Consider the following 21,546-nt stretch of genomic DNA (forward strand, 5'->3'; position numbering starts at 1 on the left):
CAGTTGTTGAAAGGCGTCCGCGCAGATGGCGCAGCGAAACTCGTTCTACATCACCACCGCAATCTCCTATCCCAACGGCGCGCCGCATATCGGCCACGCCTATGAGGCGATCGCGACCGACGCGCTGGCGCGATTCCAGCGGCTCGACGGCCGTGACGTGTTCTTCCTGACCGGCACCGACGAGCACGGCCTGAAGATGATCCAGACCGCGCAGAAGGAGGGCGTCGAGACCCACGTGCTCGCCGCCCGCAATGCCGGCCGCTTCCGCGACATGGACGACCGCTTCGGCATCTCCTACGACCGCTTCATCCGCACCTCGGAAGAGCAGCATCATCGCTCCGTCCAGGAGGTCTGGAAGCGGATGCAGGCGAACGGCGACATCTATCTCGACAGCTATGCCGGCTGGTATTCGGTCCGCGACGAGGCCTATTACGCCGAGGACGAAACCGTCGTCGGCGAGGATCAGATTCGCCGCGGCCCGCAGGGCACGCCGGTCGAATGGGTCGAGGAGCGGAGCTACTTCTTCAAGCTCTCGGCCTATCAGGACAAACTCCTGAAGCTGTACGAGGACCAGCCGGACTTCATCGGCCCGGATTCCCGCCGCAACGAGGTGATCAGCTTCGTCAAGGGCGGGCTGAAGGACCTGTCGGTGTCGCGCACCACCTTCGACTGGGGCGTCAAGGTGCCGGGCGATCCGGAGCACGTGATGTATGTCTGGGTCGATGCGCTGACCAACTACATCACCGGCGTCGGCTTCCCCGACGAGAGCGACGCCAACTGGCATTATTGGCCGGCCGACGTGCACGTCATCGGCAAGGACATCATCCGCTTCCACGCGGTGTACTGGCCGGCGTTCCTGATGTCGGCCGGCATCCCGATCCAGAAGCGCGTCTACGCCCACGGCTTTTTGTTCAACAAGGGCGAGAAGATGTCGAAATCGGTCGGCAATATCGTCGACCCGTTCAATCTCGCCGATCAATACGGCGTCGATCAGGTGCGCTACTTCTTCCTGCGCGAGGTGCCGTTCGGCGCCGACGGCAGCTATAATCACGAGGCGATCGTCAATCGCATCAACGCCGACCTCGCCAACGACCTCGGCAATCTGGCGCAGCGCTCGCTGACCATGGTGGCCAAGCAGTGCGACGCCCAGGTGCCGCAGCACGGCGAGTTCAGCGAGGCCGACAAGGCGATGCTGGCGATGGCCGACGGCATGATCGCGATCGCACGCCCGGCGATGGCAACGCAGCAGATCCATCAGGCGCTGAACGCGGTGTGGGCGGTGGTGGCGGAAGCCAACCGTTACTTCGCCGGCGAAGCGCCGTGGGCGCTGGCCAAGACCGATCCGGCGCGGCAGAAGACGGTGCTCTACGTCACCGCCGAAGTGCTGCGGCAGGTCGGCATCCTGGCGCAGCCCGCGATCCCGGCCTCGGCGGCCAAGCTGCTCGACATCCTCGGCGTCGCCGAGGGCGCGCGCGACTTCGCGGCGCTGCCGACGCGGATCGTGCCGGGCACGCCACTGCCGGCCCCGGCGCCTATCTTCCCGCGCTATGTCGAGCCGGCGACCGCCTGATGCCGATGCTGGTCGACAGCCACTGCCATCTCGACTTCCCCGACTTTGCCGACGATCTCGCCGGCATCGTCGCCCGCGCCGAAGCGAGCGGGGTGGGGCGGATGGTGACGATCTCGACCCGGGTGAAGCGGCTGCCGGACCTCTTGGCGATCGCCGAGCGCTTCCCCAACGTGTACTGCTCGGTCGGCACCCATCCGCATCACGTCGACGAGGAAGACGGCATTAGCGCCGACGAACTGGTGAAGCTGGCGCAGCATCCCAAGGTGGTGGCGTTCGGCGAGGCCGGGCTCGATTACTTCTACGAGCACGGCTCGCGCGACGCGCAGGAGCGCGGCTTCCGCACCCACATCGCCGCCGCGCGCGAGACCGGATTGCCGCTGGTGATCCATACCCGCGAGGCGGACGAGAATTGCGGCCGCATCCTCGAAAACGAGATGGCCAAGGGCGCGTTTCGCGCGGTGTTGCATTGCTACACCGGCGGCCGGGACCTCGCGCTGCAGGCCATCGACCTCGGCCTGCTGATCGGCTTCACTGGCATACTGACCTTCAAGAAATCCCAGGCGCTTCGCGACCTCGCCGCCGAATTGCCGGCCGATCGCGTGCTGGTCGAAACCGACGCGCCCTATCTGGCGCCCGGCAAATATCGCGGCAAGCGCAATGAGCCGGCTTACGTGGTCGAGACCGCCAAGGTGCTGGCCGAGGTGAGGGGCGTGACGCCCGACGAGATCGCCCGCCAGACCACGGCGAATTTCTTCAACCTGTTCGGCAAGGTGCCGCCGCCGGACGTCGCCGCATGACGCTGATCCTGACCATTCTCGGCTCCGGCTCCTCCGCCGGCGTGCCGCGCCCGGCGCTCGGCTGGGGCGCCGCCGATCCGAGCAATCCGAAGAACCGCCGCCGGCGCTGCTCGCTCCTCGCGGAGCGGGTGACACCCGACGGCATCACACGGGTGCTGATCGACACTTCGCCGGACCTGCGCGAGCAACTGATCGACGCCGACGTCGATCATCTCGATGCGGTGTTTCTGACCCACGAACACGCCGACCAGACCCACGGCATCGACGACCTGCGCTCGGTGGCGATGCACATGCGACGACGCATCCCGGTCTATCTCAACCAGGCGACCGCCGAGCACGTCGTGTTCCGCTTCCACTACTGCTTTGTGACGCCGCCCGGCAGCTCCTATCCGCCGATTCTGGACGAGCACCGCATCGAGACCGGCGAAAGCCGCAGCATCGAAGGCGCCGGCGGCGAGCTGACGCTGGCGCCGTTCCTGGTGCAGCACGGCGACATCCCGGCGCTCGGCTACCGCATCGGCGCCGCCGCCTACACGCCGGACGTCAGCGACATTCCCGAGCAGAGTTTTCCGGCGCTCGAAGGCCTCGACCTGTGGATCATCGACGGCCTGCGCTACAAGCCCCACGGCAGCCATTTCCACATCGACGCCGCGCTGGGATGGATCGACCGCTTCAAGCCGAAGCGCGCGGTGATCACCAACATGCACGCCGACATCGACTACGAGACGCTGCGCAAGGAATTGCCCGACGGCGTGGTGCCGGGGTTCGACGGGATGCGGTTGGAAGTTGAGGGCTGAGGGTCGCTTCGCGCCCTCCCTCTCTGCCCGTCATTCCGGGGCGCGGGCGCAGCTCGCGAACCCGGAATCCATAACCCCAGTGCTTGCTACTTGGCGACGGAGGTCGACGAGCGAGCGTCGCAACCGCACCGCTGCGGCGTATGGATTCCGGGCTCGCTCGCTTCGCGAGCGCCCCGGAATGACGAACGAGAGGTTGTCGCCGACTGCGGACGCCGGCCCCCGGAATGACGACAAGTAACTACTCCGAAATCGCCTTCGCCGATTTCACCTGATCGCGCAGCATGAATTTCTGGATCTTGCCGGTGGAGGTCTTCGGGATCGCCGAGAACACGATGGTCTTCGGCGTCTTGAAGCCGGGCAGGTGTTCGCGGCAATAGGCGATGATCTCGGCCTCGCTGGCGCTGGCGCCGTCCTTCAGTTCGACGAAGGCGCAGGGGACTTCGCCCCATTTCGGATCGGGCTTGGCGACCACGGCGGCGAACAGGATCGCCGGGTGCTTGTACAGCACGTCCTCGACCTCGACCGAGGAGACGTTCTCGCCGCCGGAGATGATGATGTCTTTCGAGCGGTCCTTGATGATGACGTAGCCGTGCGCGTCGAGCACGCCGAGGTCGCCGGTGTGAAACCAGCCGCCGGCCAGCGCTTCCTTCGTGGCCTTCTCGTTCTTCAGATAGCCCTTCATCACGATGTTGCCGCGAAACATCACCTCGCCGATGGTCTCGCCGTCGCGCGGTACTTCCTGCATCGTCTCGGGATCGAGCACGGTGACGGCTTCCTGCAGCGGGTAGGGCACGCCCTGCCGGCGCTTGAGCTGGGCGCGCTCGGCGACGGGCAGGTCGTCCCAGCCGGGCTGCTCGGCGCAGACCGAGGCGGGGCCGTAGACTTCGGTGAGGCCGTAGACGTGGGTCAGCTTGATGCCGACCTGCTCGGCGCCGGCCAGCACCGCGACCGGCGGCGCGGCGCCGGCGATCAGGCCGACGACGGGACGCGCGGCCGCGCCCTTCGGCGCCTCGGGAGCATTGATCAGCGCGTTGTAGACGATCGGCGCGCCGGACATGTGGGTGACGCCGTGGCGCGGGATCAGATCGAAGATTTTTGCCGGATCGACCTTGCGCAGGCAGACATTGACGCCGGCCGCGGCCGCGATGGTCCAGGGGAAGCACCAGCCGTTGCAGTGGAACATCGGCAGCGTCCACAGATACACCGGATGGCTGCCGAGGTTGGCGGCGAGGATGTTGCTGACGGCGTTCAGATACGCGCCGCGATGATGCGTCACCACGCCCTTGGGATTGCCCGTCGTGCCGGAGGTGTAGCCGAGCGCGATCGCATCCCATTCGTCCTGCGGCCGCTGGCCCACGAAGCAGGGATCGCCGGAGGCGACGGCGTATTCGTATTCGAGTTCGCCGATGCGGTGATGGCCGGGAAACATCTTGTCGTCGACGTCGATCACCAGCGGTTTCGGACCCTTCATCTGCTTCAGCGCGTCGGCGATCACCGCGGAGAATTCAGGGTCGACCAGGATGATCTTGGCGCCGCCATGCTCGAGCTGAAACGCGATCGCCGGCGCGTCGAGCCGAATGTTCAGCGCGTTCAGCACCGCGCCGGCCATCGGCACCGCGAAATGCGCCTCGACCATCGCCGGCACATTGGGCAGCATCAGCGCCACGGTGTCGCCGCGGCCGATGCCGCTGCGCGACAGCCAGGAGGCGAAGCGGCGGCAGCGCGCGCGAGTCTCCTTCCAGGTGTAGTGGCGGCCTTCGTAGACCACGCTGGTGTGGTCCGGATAGACGTTGGCGGTGCGTTCAAGGAAACTCAGCGGCGACAGCGGCACGTAATTCGCCGGCGTCTTGTCCAGCCCGATGCTGTAGTGACCTTGCGGAACGCTCATGACGACCTGCCTCTCAGTTCACGATGGCGGCGCGTCCGAAGACCCGCAACGCCTCACAGAAATCCGATCGAAATCCACGGCACCGCGGCGACGATGATCAAGCCGACCATCAGCGCCAGCAGATAACCCAGGATCGGACGCACGCCCTCGGCCGGATCGACCCGGCCGATCGCGCAGGCCGCATAATAGCCGACCCCGAACGGCGGTGCGAACAATCCGATGCCCATCGCCAGAATGACCACCATGGCGTAGTGCACCTCGTGGATGCCGACGGCGCGGGCGATCGGGAACAGCAGCGGCCCGAACAGCACGATCGCCGGAATACCTTCGAGCACGCTGCCGAGGATTACGAAGGCCACGATCGACACCGCGAGAAAGGTCGCGGGGCCGCCGGGCAGGCCGGTCATGGCGGTGGCCAGCGATCGCGAGAAGCCGGATTGCGTCAGCCCCCAGGCCATGCCGGTGGCGGTGCCGATGATCAGCAGGATCGCGCCGGACAGCGCCGCGGTGTCGACCAGCATCGGCCTCAGCCGCCGAAAATCGAACTTCCGGTAGATCAGAAGCCCCGCGAACACCGCATAGACGATGCCGATGGTCGAGACTTCGGTGGCGGTGGCGACGCCTTCGACCACGGCGGCGCGGATCACGAAGGGCAGCGCCAATGCGGGCAGGGCAATGATCAGCGTCTTGCCGATCTGGGCGCCGCTGGCGCGCCTGATGTGGCTGAGATCCTCGTCGCGATAGCGCCACCACACCAGCATCGACAGCGTGATCGCCAGCACGACACCCGGCAGCAGGCCGCCGGTGAACAGCGCCGCGATCGACACGCCGGTCACCGAGCCGATGGTGATCAGCACCAGGCTCGGCGGAATGGTTTCCGTCTGGGCGCCGGTGGCGGCGAGCAGGGCGACCAGATCGCCCGGCTTGGCGCCGCGCTCTTTCATCTCGGGAAACAGCACCGGCGCCACCGCCGCCATGTCGGCGGCCTTGGAGCCGGAGATGCCGGAGACCAGATACATCGCGCCGACCAGCACATAATGCAGGCCGCCGCGGACATGGCCGAGCAGGCTGGCGAGGAACGCCACCATCGCCCGCGCCATCCCGGTCATCTCGATCAGCAGGCCGAGGAAGACGAACAGCGGCACCGACAGCAGGATCAGATGGCTCATGCCCTCGTCCATGCGGCCGACCAGCACCATCACCGGCGTCGAGGTGGTCAGCGCCAGATAGCCGTAGATCGCGAGGCCAAATCCGAAAGCGATCGGCACGCCGGCGAACACGCAACAAGCGACCACGCCGACGAAGAAAATCACCAGATTGAGATTGCCGAGCGGCTTGAACAGCGGCTGCGCCAGCCAGAACGCGCCGATCAGCACGGCGACGGTGAGGGCGGCGCCCGCCACCAGCCGCCAGTCGCCGAACCGGATCAGCCGCAGCAACGCGAACAGCGTCATCAGCACGATGCCGACCGGTAGCGCCGCGGCGCGCCAGGCGTTCGACAGCGACAGCGCCGGCGTGGTGATGTAGCTTTCCTCGTAGGCGTAGTCGTAAGCCGGCGCCGCGATCAGCAGCAGGAAGGCCAGCGCCGCGCAGATCGCGACCAGATCGAGAAACGCGCGCAGCCGGGGCGATGCGCTCGCCACCAGCGCGGTCATCCGCATGTGCTCGCCACGGCGGAACGCCACCGCGGCGCCGAACATCGCCAGCCACAGGAACAGGATCGAGGCGAGCTCGTCCGACCAGATCAGCGGGCTGTGAAACACGTAGCGCGACACCACGCCGGCGAACAGCACGACGATCTCCGCGACCACCAAAAGCGCCGCGGGGATCTCGACCAGCAGACCCAGCCCGGAGTCCAACGCGCCGATCAGCGACCTGCGCGTCGCAATGTCGAGCGGCTTTCCAGCCGCCAGTTGCGGGATCTCGGCGTGGGTCATCGCGACGGATCAGGCGAGCTTGCCGACGGATTTCTCCAGCAGCGACCAGGCCTGCTCGCCGTATTTGCCTTTCCATTCGGCGTAGAAGCCGGCGGCGCGCAGCTTGTCGCGGAACGGCCCGATGGTCGGCTGGTTGAAGGTCAGGCCCTTGGTGGCGAGTTCGTCCTTCAGGCCGGCGTTGAGCTTGGCGACGTCGGCGCGCTGATTGACGCCGGCGGCGTTGATGTTCCTGGCGACGATGTCGCGCAGATCGGCTGGCAGCCGTTCCCAGGCGCGGCGGTTGGCGAGGAACCAGAAGCCGTCCCACATATGATTGGTCAGCGAGCAGTATTTCTGCACTTCATAGAGCTTCGCGGTCGAAATGATCGCCAGCGGGTTCTCCTGGCCTTCGACGACCTTGGTCTGCAGCGCCGAATAGACCTCGCTGAAATTGATCGAGGCGGGCGAGGCGTCGAACGCCTTGAACATCGAGGTCCACAGCGGCGACACCGGCACGCGGATCTTGAGGCCCTTGAAGTCGTCCGGGCCGGTGATCGGCCGGGTCGAGGTCGTGGTCTGGCGGAAGCCGTTGTCCCAGATCTTGTCCATCACCACCAGCCCGGCCTTGCCGATCTCGCCGCGCACATAGCCGCCGAGCTCGCCGTCCATCGCTTTCCAGACCGTGTCGTAGTCCGGGAATGCGAAGCCGATACCGTTGATCGAGGCCGCCGGCACCAGCGTCGACAGGATCAGGCCGGACAGTGTGAAGAACTCGACGCCGCCGGAGCGGATCTGGCTCAGCATGTCGGTGTCGGAGCCGAGCTGGTTGCTCGGGAAAATGTCGATCTGGACCCGGCCATTGGTCTCGGCCTTGATCGCCGCCGCCATCTCGCGGGCGCGGATGTTCATCGGATGGGTGTCGGGCAGGTTGTTGGCGTATTTGTAGACGAACTCGGCCTCCGCCGCGCGCGCCACGAACGGCGCCCCGATGCCGCCGAGCGCGACCGCCGCCGCCGATGCCTGCAACAATGTCCTGCGCGAAACGCTCATTTCGAATCCTCCAGCCAAGCCGTCTTCTTGTGCGAGCCGACCCGTCGAGTCGACCGACTTCTGGTCATCATTTCGGCCCAGCGCGGTCAAGCGAATTCCGGCAGCGCGACGGCGCCAGCCTGAACGACCCGGTCTGGCGGCCGGATGGACGGACGCAGCCCGACGTCGCGCTTCGGCCGACGGTCAGCGTCAGGCTCGACGAAGCGCAGCCCAGCACGCGCTTGCAGCCGCTGAGGACAGACAACGCGCAGCGATGGCGCGCCGGTCGTCGGCGGATCGCATCAGAACTTCTGGAATGCCAGCCAAGTCTCTGGCCGAATTGGCACATTTGAATATTCCATAATATACCTTATGCGAACTACGGATGTGGGCTGGGGCCGCTGGAGCACTGTCCGTTACACACCCCACTCAGGCGGCGCTTTGATTGGGAAGCTGGCGTCGTTGCCGCGATGTGGCCATCGCGTTCTCATCGACCACTTGGCCGTCGCCCCAGAATTCGCCGACGGTCGGTCCGGTCTTCAAATGCCGGGCTCGCAGGAACTGCCAGATCTCGTAGGGCCAGACCCGGCGTCCGATCCGCGTGTACCATTGCATGGCATGACGCAGGCGCCCGCGGCGCTCGAAGAAGGTGCGAAACATCGCCTTCGGGCGGGCTTGAAGCACCAGCTCGGTGAACTTGAACCAGAGCAGGACGCGCCACGGCGGCATGTTGCGATTGGCGAGGACCTGATGCTTGTAGTCCCAGTGCCGCCGGTCAGTCGTGATCACCCGGCGTTCGGCCGCCTGCCCGAAATATGGCGTCCAGCGGTGCGGCGTCGCGTACAGCATCTGAATCTGGTCCGGGTCGTACGAGAGAAGCTGGCGCAGCCCGCGCCAGTGATCGCGGTCGGTCTCCTCGACGAAGCCGACCACCCAGGTGGCCATCGATAGGATGCCGTGCCGACGCAGCAGCCGAATGGCCTCGCGATCGGTGGGCGTTGCCGCGCCCTTGCGGATCAGCGCCAGCGTGGCGTCGTCGGTGTTTTCCAGGCCGAGCAGGAAGCGATCCCAGCCGGCCTGCTTGTACAGATGCAAGATATTGGCGTCGCGGACGATGTCGTCGGCCCTGGTCGACCCCACCAGGATCAGGTCGACCTCCTCCGCGATCAACGCCTCGAGGAACGTCTGCCACACCTTCTTCGAGACCGTCGGGTTCTCGTCGGCGAAATTGACGACCCGGACGCCCTGCTCCCGATGCAGCCGCGCGAGCTCCTTGGCGAACAGCACGGGATCGCGGTGCCGCCAGCGCGTCCAGAAGCCGCGTTGTCCGCAGTAACTGCACAGATGTGGGCAGCCTCGCGAGAATTGCACCACGACGGCGCGCAGTCCGCCCCAATAGCTGTAGCGAGCGTGGTCGATCAGTTCCCAACCGATCCGATAGGCGTCGAGATCTCCGATCACCACGGCCGGCGGCGTCGCGCAGGCTTGCCCGGCTCTGCGATAGGCAATCCCATGGACGCCCGCGAGATCATCGCCATCAGCGAGTGCGGTCATCAAGCGCCGCGCCGTCTCCTCGCCCTCCCCACGCACGATGGCCGTGACGTAAGGCTCGGCGTCGAGGATCTCCCGCCAGTGGTAGGTCGGAAACACACCTCCATAGACAATGCGCGTGCCGGGAATGGCATGCGCGATGGCCTGTGCGACTTCGGCGATGACCGGGTGGCCGGAGGTCGACCCGGAATGGCCGAACAGCACCGCATCGGGACGGAAGTCGCGCGCCTGTCCGACGATCTGCGCGGTCGACGTCGGGCCGAACTCGGCATCAAGCAAACGCACGTCATGGCCGTCATCAATCAGCGGTCCGCCGATCGCCAGCAGGCCCAGCGGCGGCAAGTGATCGCTCGGAATCAGGCTGCCGATGGCGGGATGGGGAACGTTGACCAGAAGGATACGCATCACGGACTTCCTTCGCCTAGGCGCTGATGGAGACGTCCGGTTTCATCGATGGCAGGCCGCCGAACCGGCGCTCACGGCCATGGAACGACGCCATGGCGTCGGCGAGATCGTTGGCATCGAAGTCCGGCCACATCCGGTCGGTGAAGTACAATTCGGCGTAGGCGCTTTCCCAAAGCAGGAAATCGGACAGTCGGCGTTCGCCGCTGGTGCGGATGATGAGGTCGACGTCGCGCAGCTTCGATCCGGTGATGAGGTCGGAAAACGTCTCGCGGCTGCAACTCTGCAGTCCGCCGGCGCGCACAGCGGCGTTGACAATCGTATCCCGAGCCGAGTAGTCGACCGCGATACGCAAGGCGAGCGCGTCGCCTGCAGCGGTCGCGGCTTCGGCACGTTCGATCGTTTCGGCGAGGCCATCCGGGAGGCGGTCGCGACGTCCGATCAACGTGAGGCGGATTCCGTTGTCGACGAGGCCCTTCACCTCGTTCACCAGGTACGAGCGAAAAAGCCCCATCAGCGCCGAGACCTCGGATCTCGGGCGTCGCCAATTGTCGCTGGAGAACGCGAACAGCGTCAGCGTTCCGATGCCCTGCTCCGGCGCAGCTTCCATCACGCGGCGGATCGCCTCGACACCGGCCTGATGCCCGCGCAGGCGTGACAACCCTCGCCTCGTCGCCCATCGCCCGTTGCCGTCCATGATGATGCCGACATGTAGTTTGGAATGTAGATTGCTTTGCATCACAAAGTCTCCGTGCAAAAAGGGGGACGTGGTTCAGGCGAGACGTGCTTTCAGACGGGACGCGTGTGAAGTCCGGTCGGCAGCGGATCGCTACTGCCGGCCGCCTTGGCGGCGTCGCGCACGAGCTGCTCCAACACGGTGAGGTAATCGAGAAACTGGCGGCGGCCGGTCTTCGTCAAACGACAGGTCGTCAGCGGCCGGTTGGCTTCGTATCCCTTCGACACCTCGACCATTCCGGCTTCCTGCAGCACCTGAAGATGCCGGCTGAGATTGCCGTCCGTCAGTCCGCATAGCCTTTTGAGGTCGGCGAACGCAAGCCCCTTCGGGTGCGCCATCAGCGAGGTCAGCATCCCCAGCCTCGCCTTCTCGTGGATCACGCGATCCAGCCCCTCGTAGGAGAACGGTGCAGCGTTCGTGTCAGGCTTCGGCATCGTCGTCTCCCGACGCAAACCGCAGCACGGCAGCCATCAGCAATTGACCGACCACGAACGGAACACCCATCGCTAGCGGCGAGACGGCCGCACTTTCGCTGCTGAGCGCCAGCACGCTGAATCCCGCTACGAAATACCACGCGCCGACCAACGCCACAGGGCGTGGCAGCATCCGTACGGACGCGAAAATCCCGAGGCCGACGAGGATCTGCCACAAGCCGGGCAGCATCCAGAGCGTCCCCGGGGCGAACTTCCAAAGCGTCACACCGAGCAAAGCTCCCGCCACCCCGGCGGGCACGAATTGTTCGACCGCCTGATGGATCATCGCATCGGCGAGACCCGAATGGTGACGCCGCGAACGCGCCCGCATCTCGAGCCAGATCATCATTGCGGACAACAGCGCGGTTGCGATCCAGCCCAAGAAGAACGCCAGCAGATGGCTGTTCGGGTCATCGAGCCAGAGCGACTGCGCAATCGTGGTGACCAAGGCCAGACCGGCGGTGCCCGCCAGAGCAGCCGGGCCATATCCACGGAACGCCGTGCCCGCAGCGATCTGGCTGCGAATGGCGAAAATGTCAGCCAAGGCCTTGTCGAGATCGCTCATGCCTCACCTCACTTTGTAATGCAAAGTATACGTCCGTGCAAAGCAAATGCAAGCCCCTGGATTGCGAAAGCTGAGCGGGGAGTATTTGAACACCACTCTCCCTCCTCGGTGGCTGGATTGACCAGTCCGCCCGGCCGCGCCGTGTAAGGCCGGCCGCTTTCTTGTCCCTCTTAAGTAGGTCCATCAGCTTCCCTGAAGTCGCCCGGGCCCGCCCGTGGGACATGGCAGCATGGCACCGATGCGGTTGGCCGGTGCGGAATATTGCGGTAAGTCGCTGCCTCTCCTGGTTAGCGCACGCGGATGCGGGCCGAAACCGCATCTCACGGATCAGCACTCATGGACGCCACAAATTTCGTGCCCCCGGCAACCGCTGCCGGACGCGGCAGACCGTTGAATTCGCCCGCGCAGGTGTTGCTGGCGAGCCTGATCGGCACCACGGTCGAGTTCTTCGATTTCTATGTCTATGCCACCGCGGCCGTGCTGGTGTTTCCGACGCTGTTCTTCCCCAACAGCGATCCGACGACGGCGCTGCTGGCGTCGTTCGCGACGTTCTCGATCGCGTTTTTCGCCCGCCCACTCGGCGCCATTGTGTTCGGCCATTTCGGCGACAAGGTCGGCCGCAAGACCACGCTGGTCGCGGCCCTGCTGACCATGGGGATTTCGACGGTGGTGATCGGCCTGCTGCCGAGCTACCACCAGATCGGCGTGCTGGCGCCGCTGATGCTGGCGCTCTGCCGGTTCGGCCAGGGCTTCGGCCTCGGCGGCGAATGGGGCGGCGCGGTGCTGCTCGCCACCGAGAACGCGCCCGACGGCAAGCGCAACTGGTACGGCATGTTTCCGCAACTCGGCGCCCCGGTCGGGCTGTTTCTGGCCTCCGGGGTGTTCTGGCTGCTGCTTCACTTCATGTCGCAGGACGCGCTGCTGAGCTGGGGCTGGCGCATCCCCTTCATCGCCTCGATCGCGCTGATCGCGATCGGCCTGTGGGTGCGGCTGTCGATCACCGAGACACCCGAATTCCAGAAGGCGATCGACAAGGCCGAGCGCGTCTCGGTGCCGGTGCTGGAAGTGTTCCGCCATCACAAGCGCAACATGGCGATCAGCACCTTCATGGCGCTGATCACCTTCGTGGCGTTCTACATCTGCACCGCATATCTGTTGTCCTACAACGTCAAGGTCGCCGGGGTGTCGTTCCGCGACGCGCTGCTGGTGCAGGTCTACGGCTCGGTGCTGTTCGGCCTCTCGACGATCGCCGCCGGCAAACTCGGCGACCGTTTCGGACGCCGTGCCCTGCTCCTCGGCAGCACGATCATCCTCGGCCTGTTCTCGTTCGCGCTGGAGCCGCTGCTGTCCGCTGGTCTGGTCGGCATCTACGCCTTCACCACCGTCGGCATGCTGCTGTTCGGCTTGAACTACGGCGTGATCGGCGCGGCATTGGCGGCGCCGTTCCCGACGAGGGTGCGCTACACCGGCTCGTCGATCACCTTCAACATGGCCGGCATTTTCGGTGCGTCGCTGGCGCCCTACATCGCGACCTGGTTGCAGGCCAATTTCGGCCTGAGCTATGTCGGCTACTATCAGTTGGCGGCCGCACTGGTCTCGCTGCTCTGCATCTTCGCCGCGCGAAAGGCGGAGATCTGACAAGACGTCGTCCGGCAACGAGTCTGGGCGGCCGCTGGCAAGAACGCCGGCTCCCGCGGAAGCGGCAGCCGGCGCTGGTGGATGGCGCGGTACGTTGGGCAGCGCCATGCCTGTCAGGCGGCGGCCTTGCCCGCTCGCCCTTGGGGTACCGCAGCACTTGCGATCTCGGGGCGCCACCGAGGTCGGTTCAGAGTCGCCTAGCGTGGCCCATGGCCGGTTTCGTTTTGCGGAATCAACGTTCTCAACTCCACGAGCGCTTCAAGCGCGATCTCGCAAGTCCGGTCGATGAATTCCTCGCCACGAGCCGTGGGGTTGATCACGTTGCGCATTTCGGCCTGATAGTCGTCTTTCACCAGATTCATTCGGTTGAGTGCCGCGGCCACCTCGGCGTCCGAGATTGCGGGACATTGCGCAACCTCGCGTAAGGCCTCCCGGTCATGCAGATAGATGGCGGCCAAATCAAATGCATCCCGCGGCGTGTACTGTGAGGCGCGGTACTTCAGTTTCTTGGTCGCGGTCTCGGCCACTCTCTCGGCAGAGATGATACGCTCTCCAAAACGAAGTTCGTAGGTCGGCCGATCGATGTAGGACGGCGCATTCAAGAAATCGATCTCACCGACGTTACGAAGGATGAGTTTGAGATACTTGCCAGGCCAATTCCAGGTGTCGCACAGCGATTTGGTCACGGGGTTCACGTTCGGGGCCAGATTCTTCAACGCGGTGCTGGAATCGAGAAAGATATCCACGTCGTAGCTGATGCGGTGATCCAGGATTTGCGCCAACGCCGTACCGCCGCCGAACGTCCATATGGCTGGTGCGCCGGGCAGGCTATCGAGCGCGACCAGGGCTTTCTGCATCAGGTCTTGCCACTTCGAAGGAAGCCATTTCCCTGACCCATCTTTCATTCTCGGACTCCCTCACCCGCCAGATATCAATCGCCTTCGACAAGTCGTTGAACGTCACCAATCGATCGAGCACGAGCTTGTGGATCACGGACACATCCACCTCGTCGAACAGAGCCTGCACATAGACCCGCCATCTCGGGTCGGACACTTCGCCTTTCAGGCAGGCGATCAAAGTCTTTTCATCGATGCGGAACGGCATGGGCGTGTTGATCGTGGTCACCGCCGTCGTGAGATTGTCGAATGCCGGCTTCGACGTGGAATCGGCATTGTCGCGCCGCGGACGCTTGGTGACCACGCCGTCGAATAATCTGGCGTTGTCGTCGCCCCATTTGCGAAGAGGCTCCAGCGCATGAGCGAGGGTTTCGCCGATGGGACTGAGCGCGTAGTCGACCCGCGGCGGGACTTCCTTGTAGTCCGTGCGCTTCACGAGGCCGTCCGCCTCCAATTCTCTCAACTGCTGGGTCAGCACCTTTTCGCTTGCGTGACGCACAGCCCTTTTCAATTCACCGAACCGCTTGGGGCCGCGCAGAAGGACATGCAGAATGAACGGTTTCCACTTCCCGCGGAGGACCTGAAAAGTGGTGTCGAGCCCGCAATCGCGCGCCGAAATGGACGGAGTATCGACTTGCATTCTGTATACTTACAAAAGATATGGTATAGGTCAAATGGAAAGTCATAGCCGACCTGGCGGGACGGCCTTTGGCTTGGTCGCTTGATCCGACGAACGGCGGCGCGGCGCGGGGCCGGGCCTCGAACAACCCGCCTGCCCTGGTCAGCGTCCCCGCCGGCGATCCGCGCGTTCAGGACGTCGCGCGGATTTGCCGGGGCGTGACGCCGAAGCGGCGGCGGAACGCCGTGGAAAAATTGCCGGGTGTCTTGTATCCGGCGAGGTAGGCGGCCTCGCCCACGGAGATGCCGTCGCGTTCGAGCGCCGCCCTGGCGCGGTCGAGTTTCCGGCTGCGGACGTATTCGAAGACGGTCACGCCGTACAGCAGGCGAAAGGCGCGCTGCAGGCTGCCGGAATTGAGGCCCGCGGCCGCCGCGATCGACGGCAGCATCAGTTCGTGATCGAGATTGGCGTCGATGAAGTCACAGGCGCGCCGCACGCTGCGGTGATGAGTCGGATGGATCGTCGCGCTTCCAGATTGTGCCGGCGCATCCGAGATCGCCAGCAGTGCCTCCGACACCACGTCGATCGCGCGCGACTCGTAGTACAGCTTCTGCAGCGGCGCGGCGAACAGCGGCGGGCCGAGGATCTGTTCGGCGAGCGTGATCAGACGCGGCGACGCCGTCCAGCGCAAGGTGGCCAGATGTGTGCGGGAGAAGCGCAGGATCGCCGCGCATTCGGGTGAACTCAGCAGGGCCTGCTGGTCGAGCCATTCCGGCGTGATCGTGACGTTGAGCTTGCGGATCCGGGCGCCCTTCACCGATCGTCGGACGAAGCTGTCGGACTCGGAGCGCGCGACCACGATGGCTTCGATATCGCGCGCGTCCTCGGTCCGCGGCCCCATCTCGATCAGGCGCCCGCCGAACCAGGCGTCGATGTGTCCTCTCAGAAACAGCGCGATCGTCAGGCCTGGATGCTGCACGGCCTCGGTGTGGAGATCATGGACTTCGCGGGTGTTCGAGGTGTGCAGCGCCAGCCCGGAGCGCAACTGAACGCGCTGGAATTCGCCGACGAGGATCGGATCGCGCCCGCCGACGCCGGGTGTGACGAGCCGCAACTCGCTGCCGGATGCGCCGGCGAAACGCTCGAGATCGTCGGCGCAGACGACTTTCGACAGTCGTTCCGGAAGCATTTGGAAATCCCGAAGTGACAGCGCTTGAAGTCGCGAGAGTACCACGCTTGTTGCCGCGAACGAGCAGGTCGATGCTACAACCGCTCTAGATTGCCGCCGATCACCGTCGTCCGCGATGTTCTGGAACGCTTTTAAGTTTCGGCAGAGAAGATTCACGTCGGCGCAAAGCTATCGCTCTGGCTGCGACCCGGCGGCTGCCGTAACTGAGATGAGACTTCGGTTTCACGAACGGCGGGGAATAAGTGATGCAAGATCGGACAACCGCGAGCCGGCACGCGCTCTCGATGGCCGGCGGATGGGCTGCGGCGGTCGGAATGGGCGGCGCGAGCGCGCTCACGATTCTGTCGGTGGTCGCCGCGACGCCCGCATTCGGACAGACCGCCACCGCCTCGCCCACGGCCGAGCGCGCGATCTCGCTCGATGTCATCACGGTCACCGGCGAGAAGATCGAGCGCGACCAGAAGAACACGGCGTCGTCGGTTTCGGTGATCACCGGCAAGGACATCGAAAAGGAAAAGACCGGCGACGCCACGGTCAGCGAAGTGGTCGCCGGGGTGCCCAACGTGGTCTACACCGACACGGTCAGCGCACCGGTGATCCGCGGCCAGGATACGCAGGGTCCCCTCACCGGCCAGTATTCGTTCTGGGGTGGCACCGTTCCGCGCGCGACCATCAATCTCGACGGGCACTATCTCAACTACAGCGAGTACTATTTCGGCGCCACCTCCGTCTGGGACGTGAAGAGCGTCGAGGTCTTCCGCGGGCCGCAGACCACGTCGCAGGGCGCCAACGCCATCGCCGGCGCCATCATCGTCAATACCAAGGATCCGACCTTCAAGCCGGAAGGCGCCTATCAGGCGGAGATCGGCAGCTACAACACGCGGCGTACTTCGGTGATGGTGTCGGGGCCGTTGGTGGAAAACCAGTTGGCTGCGCGCCTCGCCATCGACTACTCCGCCCGTGACACCTTCATCGACTACGTCAGTCCGAATTTCCAGAAGGGGCAAACGGACCAGGACTTCCGGGCGCTCAACGCGCGGTTCAAGCTGCTGTGGCTGCCGACGGAGATCTCCGGCCTGGAGGCGAAGCTCACTTACGCGCACAATGCCAGCAACCGGCCGGGCCAGGAAGCGGCGTCCGCGCCCTACGAGAACCTGCAGCACGTCACGACGACGATGCCGACCTGGAATCAGACCACCGACACCGGAATCTTCGATCTCAAATACGACTTCTACAACGGCTTCAAGCTGTTCAATCAGACGCAATACACCAACTCGTCGGTTCACCGCGTTGCTCCCGTCGCCTCGAACGGCAATGCCGACATCGAACAGCGCAATGTTTCGAACGAGACGCGCGTCACCTTCGGCGACCAGAGCACCGTCCTCAGCGGACTTGCCGGCGTCTATTACGGCTACACCAAGACCGACGAAGTGCTTTATCTCAGCGGGCTTTCCACCTTCGACGATCGCAAGAGCAATCTCGGCGTGTTCGGTGAACTGACCTACAAGCTGACGGATCGCTGGACGTTGAACGGCGGCTTGCGCACCCAGCACGATCATATCCAGCGTCTCGGCGTTTCGGTCTACGCCCCCGGCCCTGTCGACTACGACAACACCTTCACGGTATTGTTGCCGAAAATGTCGCTCGCTTATGCGCTGACGCCGGGCTGGACCGTCGGCGCGCTGGTCAGCCGCGGCTACAATCCCGGCGGCGTCTCGCTCAACCTCAACTCCCGGCAATGGATGTCGTTCGAGGACGAGTCGCTGTGGAACTACGAGCTGTTCACGCGCGCGAACCTGCTGAACGACACGCTCACGTTGAACAGCAACGTGTTCTACATGGATTTCAAGAACGCCCAGTACAACATCCCGGTCGTCATCTCGACCGGGGTCGCGCAGACCTACGTCATCAACGCGGAGAAGGCGCACGCCTACGGCCTGGAGGTCGGCATCGACTATCGGGTGCTGCAAGGCCTGACGCTCAAGGCGGGAGCCGGCGTGCTGCAGACCAAGATCGACCAGATCTCCAGCAACGTCAGCTACGAGGGCAATGAATTCGCGAAATCGCCTGGCTACATGCTCAGTTTCGGCGCCAGCTGGGACGCGACCGACAAGCTCAACGTGTCCGGCGAGGTGCGCCATCTCGACAGATACTATTCCGACGTCGCGAACACCGTAAAATACTCGATTGATCCCTATACCATCGCCGATGTGCGCGTCAGCTATCAGTTTCACCAGCTCGCGCAGGTCTACGGCTACGTCAAGAACGTCTTCGACGAGCGCGCTCCGACCTATATGCAGGAGAACCGCGGCATCGGCGGCACCGAGGCCAGCATGACTGCGCCCCGAATGTTCGGCATCGGCCTGCGGGGGACGTTTTGACCGGCGCGACGCCGACACCGTCGGGTGCCGGCGCGGCGACGCGGTCGGCGCTGGTTCCCGAGCCGCGCTCCGTTCCAGCGCGGGGCATCGGCATGAGATCGACGATGGCGATCGTGGCCGCCCTCGTGTGGGGGCTGCTGGGCGCCGCCGGTCCGGTCGCGGCCGAGACGACCGTCACCGTTCGCGACGTGGCCGGACGCGAAGTCACGCTGGTGACTCCAGTGAAACGGATCCTGCTCGGCGAAGGTCGTCAGTTCCTCGCGCTCGCCTTGCTGCATCCGGATCCGGAATCGCTGCTGGCGGCGTGGTCGGGCGATATGCGGCGGCAGGACAAGGTGCTGTATCAGCAATATCTGGCGAAGTTTCCCGGCCTCGGCCGGGTTCCGCTGGTGAGCACCGGCAGTCCGGATACGTTCTCCGTTGAACAGGCGCTCGCCGCGGCCCCCGAGGTCGCAATCCTGAGCGGAGGCTTCGGTCCGTCGCAGCGCTCCGACGACGTCGTCCGCAAACTGGAGTCGGCCGGTGTGCCGGTGGTGTTCATCGATTTTGTCGAGCAACCGCTGCGAAACACCGTTCCCAGCATCCGGTTGCTCGGACAATTGCTCGGCCGGGAGGCGCGCGCCGAGGAGTTCATCGGGTTCTATCAGTCGCATATGGACCGCATCACCAACCGTCTGGCAGCCGCCAAGCCGGCGCTGCCGAATGTGCTGATGCATGCCCATGCCGGCCATCAGGATTGCTGCAATTCGCCGGGACGGGCCACCATCGGCGCTTTCGTCGATGTCGCCGGCGGCCACAATATCGCGACCGATGTGCTGAAGCGGCCGGTCGGGCATCTCAGCCGCGAATACGTCATCTCCCGCAATCCCGACGTCTATGTCGGCACCGGGGGCATGCATCTGGAGGCGTTGGGCGGATTGGTGATGGGACCGGGCGTCGACGCCGCGCGGTCGCGGCGTTTGCTCGCCTCGGTGGTGAGCAAGCCCGGCCTTGCCGGCCTGAGCGCGGTCCGCAACGGCCGGGTTCACGGCATCTGGCATCTGTTCAACAACATGCCGCTGAACGTGCTGGCGGTCGAAGCGATGGCGAAATGGTTTCATCCGGAGCTGTTCGCCGACGTCGATCCCGACGCCAGCCTGCGCGAACTCAACGAGCGCTTTTTGCCGGTGCCGATGCAGGGCACGTTCTGGGTCAGCGTCGACGATGTCGGAGCGCGCAGCCGATGACCGATCTCACCGCCGTCGCCCGATCCGCCGTCGCCGGACATCTGCGGCAGACCCGACGGCGCGCGGCGATCGTGATTGGGCTGCTGATCGCGGCCGCGCTGGCGCTGCAGCTCGACATCGGCACCGGGCCGTCGGCGCTCACGACGATGGATCTGCTGCGCGGGCTGTTCGATCCGTCGAGCCTCAGCCGGTCATCGGCGGTGATCGTCTGGGAGATCCGGTTGCCGCAGGCGCTGATGGCGGCGCTGGTCGGCGCGGCGCTGGCGGTCGCCGGCGCGGAGCTGCAGACTATTCTCGCCAACCCGCTGGCCAGCCCGTTCACGCTCGGCATGTCGTCGGCGGCGACGTTCGGCGCGGCGGTCGCAATCGTGCTCGGCATCGGCATTCCGGGCGTCCCCCGCATCGGCATCATTTCCACCAATGCGTTCGTGTTCGCGTTCGGCTCGGCGTTGCTCATCCAGTTGCTCGGCCGGCTGCGCGGCACCGACGGGCAGACCCATGTGCTGTTCGGCATCGCGCTGTTCTTCACCTTCAATGCGCTGGTCGCGATCATGCAATTCATCGCCACCGAACAGGCTCTGCAGCAATTGGTGTTCTGGACGCTGGGCAGCGTCACCCGCGCCAACATGGAGAGCGTCGCGATCCTGGCGGTCGTGCTGTTGCTGGTGTTTCCGCTGGCGATGGCGTCGTCGTGGCAGCTCACCGCGCTGCGGCTCGGACAGGAGCGCGCCTCGAGCTTCGGCGTCAATGTCCGTAACCTGAAACTGTTCGCGCTGCTGCGGGTGAGCGCACTCACCGGCGCCGCCGTAGCGTTTGTCGGCACCATCGCCTTCATCGGACTGGTCGGGCCGCATATCGCGCGGCTGCTGGTCGGCGAGGATCATCGTTTCTTTCTGCCGGCCAGCGCCTGCGCCGGCGCGGTGGTGATGTCGCTGGCGTCGTGCGCTTCGAAGCTGGTGATCCCCGGCATCGTGCTGCCGATCGGTCTGGTCACCTCGCTGATCGGCGTGCCGTTCTTTCTGGCGTTGATCCTGATCCGGAAGGACCGCGGATGAACCAGCCCGAGCTTCTGATCCGCGGGCTGTCGACCGGCTATCCGCGCCGGCCGGTGATCCGCGATCTCTCGCTGCCGCCGCTGCCGGCGGGCAAGTTGATCGCCTTCGTCGGTCCGAATGCGGCCGGCAAATCGACCCTGCTGATGGCATTGGCCGGGCTGCTGCCGTCGACCGGTGTCGTCGCCCTCGCCGACCGGGATCTGTCGTCGCTGTCGGCGCGCGAGCGCGCCAAGGTGATGGCGTTCACGCCGCAATCCTTGCCGCAAGGCGTGGCGCTGAGCGTGATCGAGTCGGTGATCGTGGCGCTACGCGCCTCGGCGACGGCGGATCCACTGCCCGGCGCGCACGCGGCGCAACGCGCCGCGGCGGCGCTGGACCGCCTCGGCATCGCGGCGCTCGGGCTCGAATCGCTCGACCAGCTCTCCGGCGGCCAGCGCCAGCTCGTGAGCCTGGCGCAGGCATTGGTCCGCGATCCGAAGGTGCTGCTGCTCGACGAACCGACCAGCGCACTCGACCTCCGCCACCAGATCGTGGTGATGCGCACGTTGCGCCGGCTGGCGGCGGAAGGCCACCTCGTCATCGTGGTGCTGCACGATCTGAATCTGGCGGGGCGGTGGGCCGATTGCGTCGTCGTGCTCGACCACGGCGGCTGCGCGGCGGCCGGAACGCCGGCCGAAGCCTTGAGCGTCGACATCATCGCCGACGTCTACGGCGTGATGGCGCGGATCGAGCCGGGGCCGGAAGGACGGCCCCACATCATCATCGACGACGTGTTGCCGTCGCCGGGGCAGTCCCGGCCGCGGAAGAGGAGTGCGTGA

At 65.2% G+C, this 21,546-nt stretch carries 18 protein-coding genes; 8 read left to right on the forward strand and 10 right to left on the reverse strand.

Annotation, left to right across the window (positions count from 1 at the left end; all coding sequences use genetic code 11):
- Nucleotides 1-25: 25 nt before the first annotated feature.
- From metG to RPB_RS13525, 3 genes are read left to right on the forward strand one after another with little or no spacing between them, the layout of a single operon-like run.
- On the forward strand, nt 26-1,570 hold the full coding sequence (metG, locus tag RPB_RS13515; protein ID WP_011441568.1) for a methionine--tRNA ligase: 1,545 nt from the start codon (nt 26-28) through the stop codon (nt 1,568-1,570).
- A gap of 5 nt (nt 1,571-1,575) precedes the next feature.
- Nucleotides 1,576-2,367 carry a TatD family hydrolase gene (locus tag RPB_RS13520; RefSeq protein ID WP_041798717.1) on the forward strand — a complete coding sequence of 264 codons (792 nt, stop codon included), beginning with the start codon at nt 1,576-1,578 and terminating at the stop codon, nt 2,365-2,367.
- Nucleotides 2,364-3,164: an MBL fold metallo-hydrolase gene (locus RPB_RS13525; RefSeq protein WP_011441570.1), complete on the forward strand. Its 801-nt coding sequence runs from the start codon at nt 2,364-2,366 to the stop codon at nt 3,162-3,164. The genes RPB_RS13520 and RPB_RS13525 overlap by 4 nt, the downstream gene beginning before the upstream one ends.
- 238 nt (nt 3,165-3,402) lie before the next feature.
- Here the strand turns inward: RPB_RS13525 and RPB_RS13530 are convergent, their stop codons facing one another.
- From RPB_RS13530 to RPB_RS13560, 7 genes are all read right to left on the reverse strand, one after another.
- Entirely contained in the window at nt 3,403-5,052 is a 1,650-nt protein-coding gene (locus RPB_RS13530; protein WP_011441571.1) for an acyl-CoA synthetase, read from the reverse strand.
- 53 nt (nt 5,053-5,105) lie between these two features.
- A complete protein-coding gene (locus tag RPB_RS13535) occupies nt 5,106-6,989 on the reverse strand; it encodes a TRAP transporter large permease (protein ID WP_011441572.1) in 1,884 nt (627 codons plus the stop codon).
- Between the two features lie 9 nt (nt 6,990-6,998).
- Nucleotides 6,999-8,018, reverse strand: a complete 1,020-nt coding sequence (locus RPB_RS13540; RefSeq protein WP_011441573.1) for a TRAP transporter substrate-binding protein — start codon at nt 8,016-8,018, stop codon at nt 6,999-7,001.
- A 408-nt stretch (nt 8,019-8,426) separates the two neighbouring features.
- On the reverse strand, nt 8,427-9,953 hold the full coding sequence (bchE, locus tag RPB_RS13545; protein ID WP_011441574.1) for a magnesium-protoporphyrin IX monomethyl ester anaerobic oxidative cyclase: 1,527 nt from the start codon (nt 9,951-9,953) through the stop codon (nt 8,427-8,429).
- Between the two features lie 16 nt (nt 9,954-9,969).
- The gene (locus RPB_RS13550; RefSeq protein ID WP_011441575.1) at nt 9,970-10,689 is read right to left on the reverse strand and encodes a di-trans,poly-cis-decaprenylcistransferase; all 720 of its coding nucleotides are present in this window, start codon (nt 10,687-10,689) and stop codon (nt 9,970-9,972) included.
- A 50-nt stretch (nt 10,690-10,739) separates the two neighbouring features.
- The gene (locus tag RPB_RS13555) at nt 10,740-11,120 is read right to left on the reverse strand and encodes a transcriptional regulator (RefSeq protein WP_011441576.1); all 381 of its coding nucleotides are present in this window, start codon (nt 11,118-11,120) and stop codon (nt 10,740-10,742) included.
- Nucleotides 11,107-11,724: a hypothetical protein gene (locus tag RPB_RS13560; protein WP_011441577.1), complete on the reverse strand. Its 618-nt coding sequence runs from the start codon at nt 11,722-11,724 to the stop codon at nt 11,107-11,109. Before RPB_RS13560 ends, RPB_RS13555 begins: the two co-directional genes overlap by 14 nt.
- Nucleotides 11,725-12,060: 336 nt before the next feature.
- On the opposite strand from RPB_RS13560, the gene RPB_RS13565 reads away from it, so the two are divergent.
- Nucleotides 12,061-13,362 carry an MFS transporter gene (locus RPB_RS13565; RefSeq protein ID WP_049824688.1) on the forward strand — a complete coding sequence of 434 codons (1,302 nt, stop codon included), beginning with the start codon at nt 12,061-12,063 and terminating at the stop codon, nt 13,360-13,362.
- A gap of 197 nt (nt 13,363-13,559) precedes the next feature.
- On the opposite strand, the gene RPB_RS23820 is transcribed toward RPB_RS13565, so the two are convergent.
- The 3 genes from RPB_RS23820 to RPB_RS13580 all read right to left on the reverse strand — a co-directional run bounded on the left by RPB_RS23820 (nt 13,560) and on the right by RPB_RS13580 (nt 16,222).
- Entirely contained in the window at nt 13,560-14,219 is a 660-nt protein-coding gene (locus tag RPB_RS23820) for a hypothetical protein (RefSeq protein WP_011441579.1), read from the reverse strand.
- Nucleotides 14,191-14,898, reverse strand: a complete 708-nt coding sequence (locus RPB_RS25230) for a winged helix-turn-helix transcriptional regulator (RefSeq protein ID WP_011441580.1) — start codon at nt 14,896-14,898, stop codon at nt 14,191-14,193. Before RPB_RS25230 ends, RPB_RS23820 begins: the two co-directional genes overlap by 29 nt.
- A 169-nt stretch (nt 14,899-15,067) precedes the next feature.
- A complete protein-coding gene (locus RPB_RS13580; RefSeq protein ID WP_245258221.1) occupies nt 15,068-16,222 on the reverse strand; it encodes a helix-turn-helix transcriptional regulator in 1,155 nt (384 codons plus the stop codon).
- Nucleotides 16,223-16,350: 128 nt separating this feature from the next.
- On the opposite strand from RPB_RS13580, the gene RPB_RS13585 reads away from it, so the two are divergent.
- The 4 genes from RPB_RS13585 to RPB_RS13600 all read left to right on the forward strand — a co-directional run bounded on the left by RPB_RS13585 (nt 16,351) and on the right by RPB_RS13600 (nt 21,546).
- On the forward strand, nt 16,351-18,447 hold the full coding sequence (locus RPB_RS13585) for a TonB-dependent receptor (protein WP_049824689.1): 2,097 nt from the start codon (nt 16,351-16,353) through the stop codon (nt 18,445-18,447).
- 104 nt (nt 18,448-18,551) lie between these two features.
- Nucleotides 18,552-19,673 (forward strand): ABC transporter substrate-binding protein, encoded by a 1,122-nt coding sequence (locus RPB_RS13590; RefSeq protein WP_245258222.1) that lies wholly within the window; start codon nt 18,552-18,554, stop codon nt 19,671-19,673.
- Nucleotides 19,670-20,728, forward strand: a complete 1,059-nt coding sequence (locus RPB_RS13595; protein WP_011441584.1) for a FecCD family ABC transporter permease — start codon at nt 19,670-19,672, stop codon at nt 20,726-20,728. Before RPB_RS13590 ends, RPB_RS13595 begins: the two co-directional genes overlap by 4 nt.
- Entirely contained in the window at nt 20,725-21,546 is an 822-nt protein-coding gene (locus RPB_RS13600) for an ABC transporter ATP-binding protein (RefSeq protein ID WP_011441585.1), read from the forward strand. Before RPB_RS13595 ends, RPB_RS13600 begins: the two co-directional genes overlap by 4 nt.

The organism is Rhodopseudomonas palustris HaA2 (assembly GCF_000013365.1).
Lineage (GTDB): Bacteria > Pseudomonadota > Alphaproteobacteria > Rhizobiales > Xanthobacteraceae > Rhodopseudomonas > Rhodopseudomonas palustris_J.

Bases quoted from the DNA above. Each gene is read 5' to 3' on its own strand.
- RPB_RS13520 (WP_041798717.1), top strand. From the start codon at position 1,576: ATGCTGGTCGACAGCCACTGCCATCTCGACTTCCCCGACTTTGCCGAC.
- RPB_RS13585 (WP_049824689.1), top strand. From the start codon at position 16,351: ATGGCCGGCGGATGGGCTGCGGCGGTCGGAATGGGCGGCGCGAGCGCG.
- RPB_RS13530 (WP_011441571.1), bottom strand. From the start codon at position 5,052: ATGAGCGTTCCGCAAGGTCACTACAGCATCGGGCTGGACAAGACGCCG.
- RPB_RS13535 (WP_011441572.1), bottom strand. From the start codon at position 6,989: ATGACCCACGCCGAGATCCCGCAACTGGCGGCTGGAAAGCCGCTCGAC.
- metG (WP_011441568.1), top strand. From the start codon at position 26: ATGGCGCAGCGAAACTCGTTCTACATCACCACCGCAATCTCCTATCCC.
- RPB_RS13540 (WP_011441573.1), bottom strand. From the start codon at position 8,018: ATGAGCGTTTCGCGCAGGACATTGTTGCAGGCATCGGCGGCGGCGGTC.
- bchE (WP_011441574.1), bottom strand. From the start codon at position 9,953: ATGCGTATCCTTCTGGTCAACGTTCCCCATCCCGCCATCGGCAGCCTG.
- RPB_RS13595 (WP_011441584.1), top strand. From the start codon at position 19,670: ATGACCGATCTCACCGCCGTCGCCCGATCCGCCGTCGCCGGACATCTG.
- RPB_RS13590 (WP_245258222.1), top strand. From the start codon at position 18,552: ATGGCGATCGTGGCCGCCCTCGTGTGGGGGCTGCTGGGCGCCGCCGGT.
- RPB_RS13560 (WP_011441577.1), bottom strand. From the start codon at position 11,724: ATGAGCGATCTCGACAAGGCCTTGGCTGACATTTTCGCCATTCGCAGC.
- RPB_RS13525 (WP_011441570.1), top strand. From the start codon at position 2,364: ATGACGCTGATCCTGACCATTCTCGGCTCCGGCTCCTCCGCCGGCGTG.
- RPB_RS13550 (WP_011441575.1), bottom strand. From the start codon at position 10,689: ATGCAAAGCAATCTACATTCCAAACTACATGTCGGCATCATCATGGAC.
- RPB_RS13600 (WP_011441585.1), top strand. From the start codon at position 20,725: ATGAACCAGCCCGAGCTTCTGATCCGCGGGCTGTCGACCGGCTATCCG.
- RPB_RS13565 (WP_049824688.1), top strand. From the start codon at position 12,061: ATGGACGCCACAAATTTCGTGCCCCCGGCAACCGCTGCCGGACGCGGC.
- RPB_RS25230 (WP_011441580.1), bottom strand. From the start codon at position 14,898: ATGCAAGTCGATACTCCGTCCATTTCGGCGCGCGATTGCGGGCTCGAC.
- RPB_RS13555 (WP_011441576.1), bottom strand. From the start codon at position 11,120: ATGCCGAAGCCTGACACGAACGCTGCACCGTTCTCCTACGAGGGGCTG.
- RPB_RS23820 (WP_011441579.1), bottom strand. From the start codon at position 14,219: ATGCAGAAAGCCCTGGTCGCGCTCGATAGCCTGCCCGGCGCACCAGCC.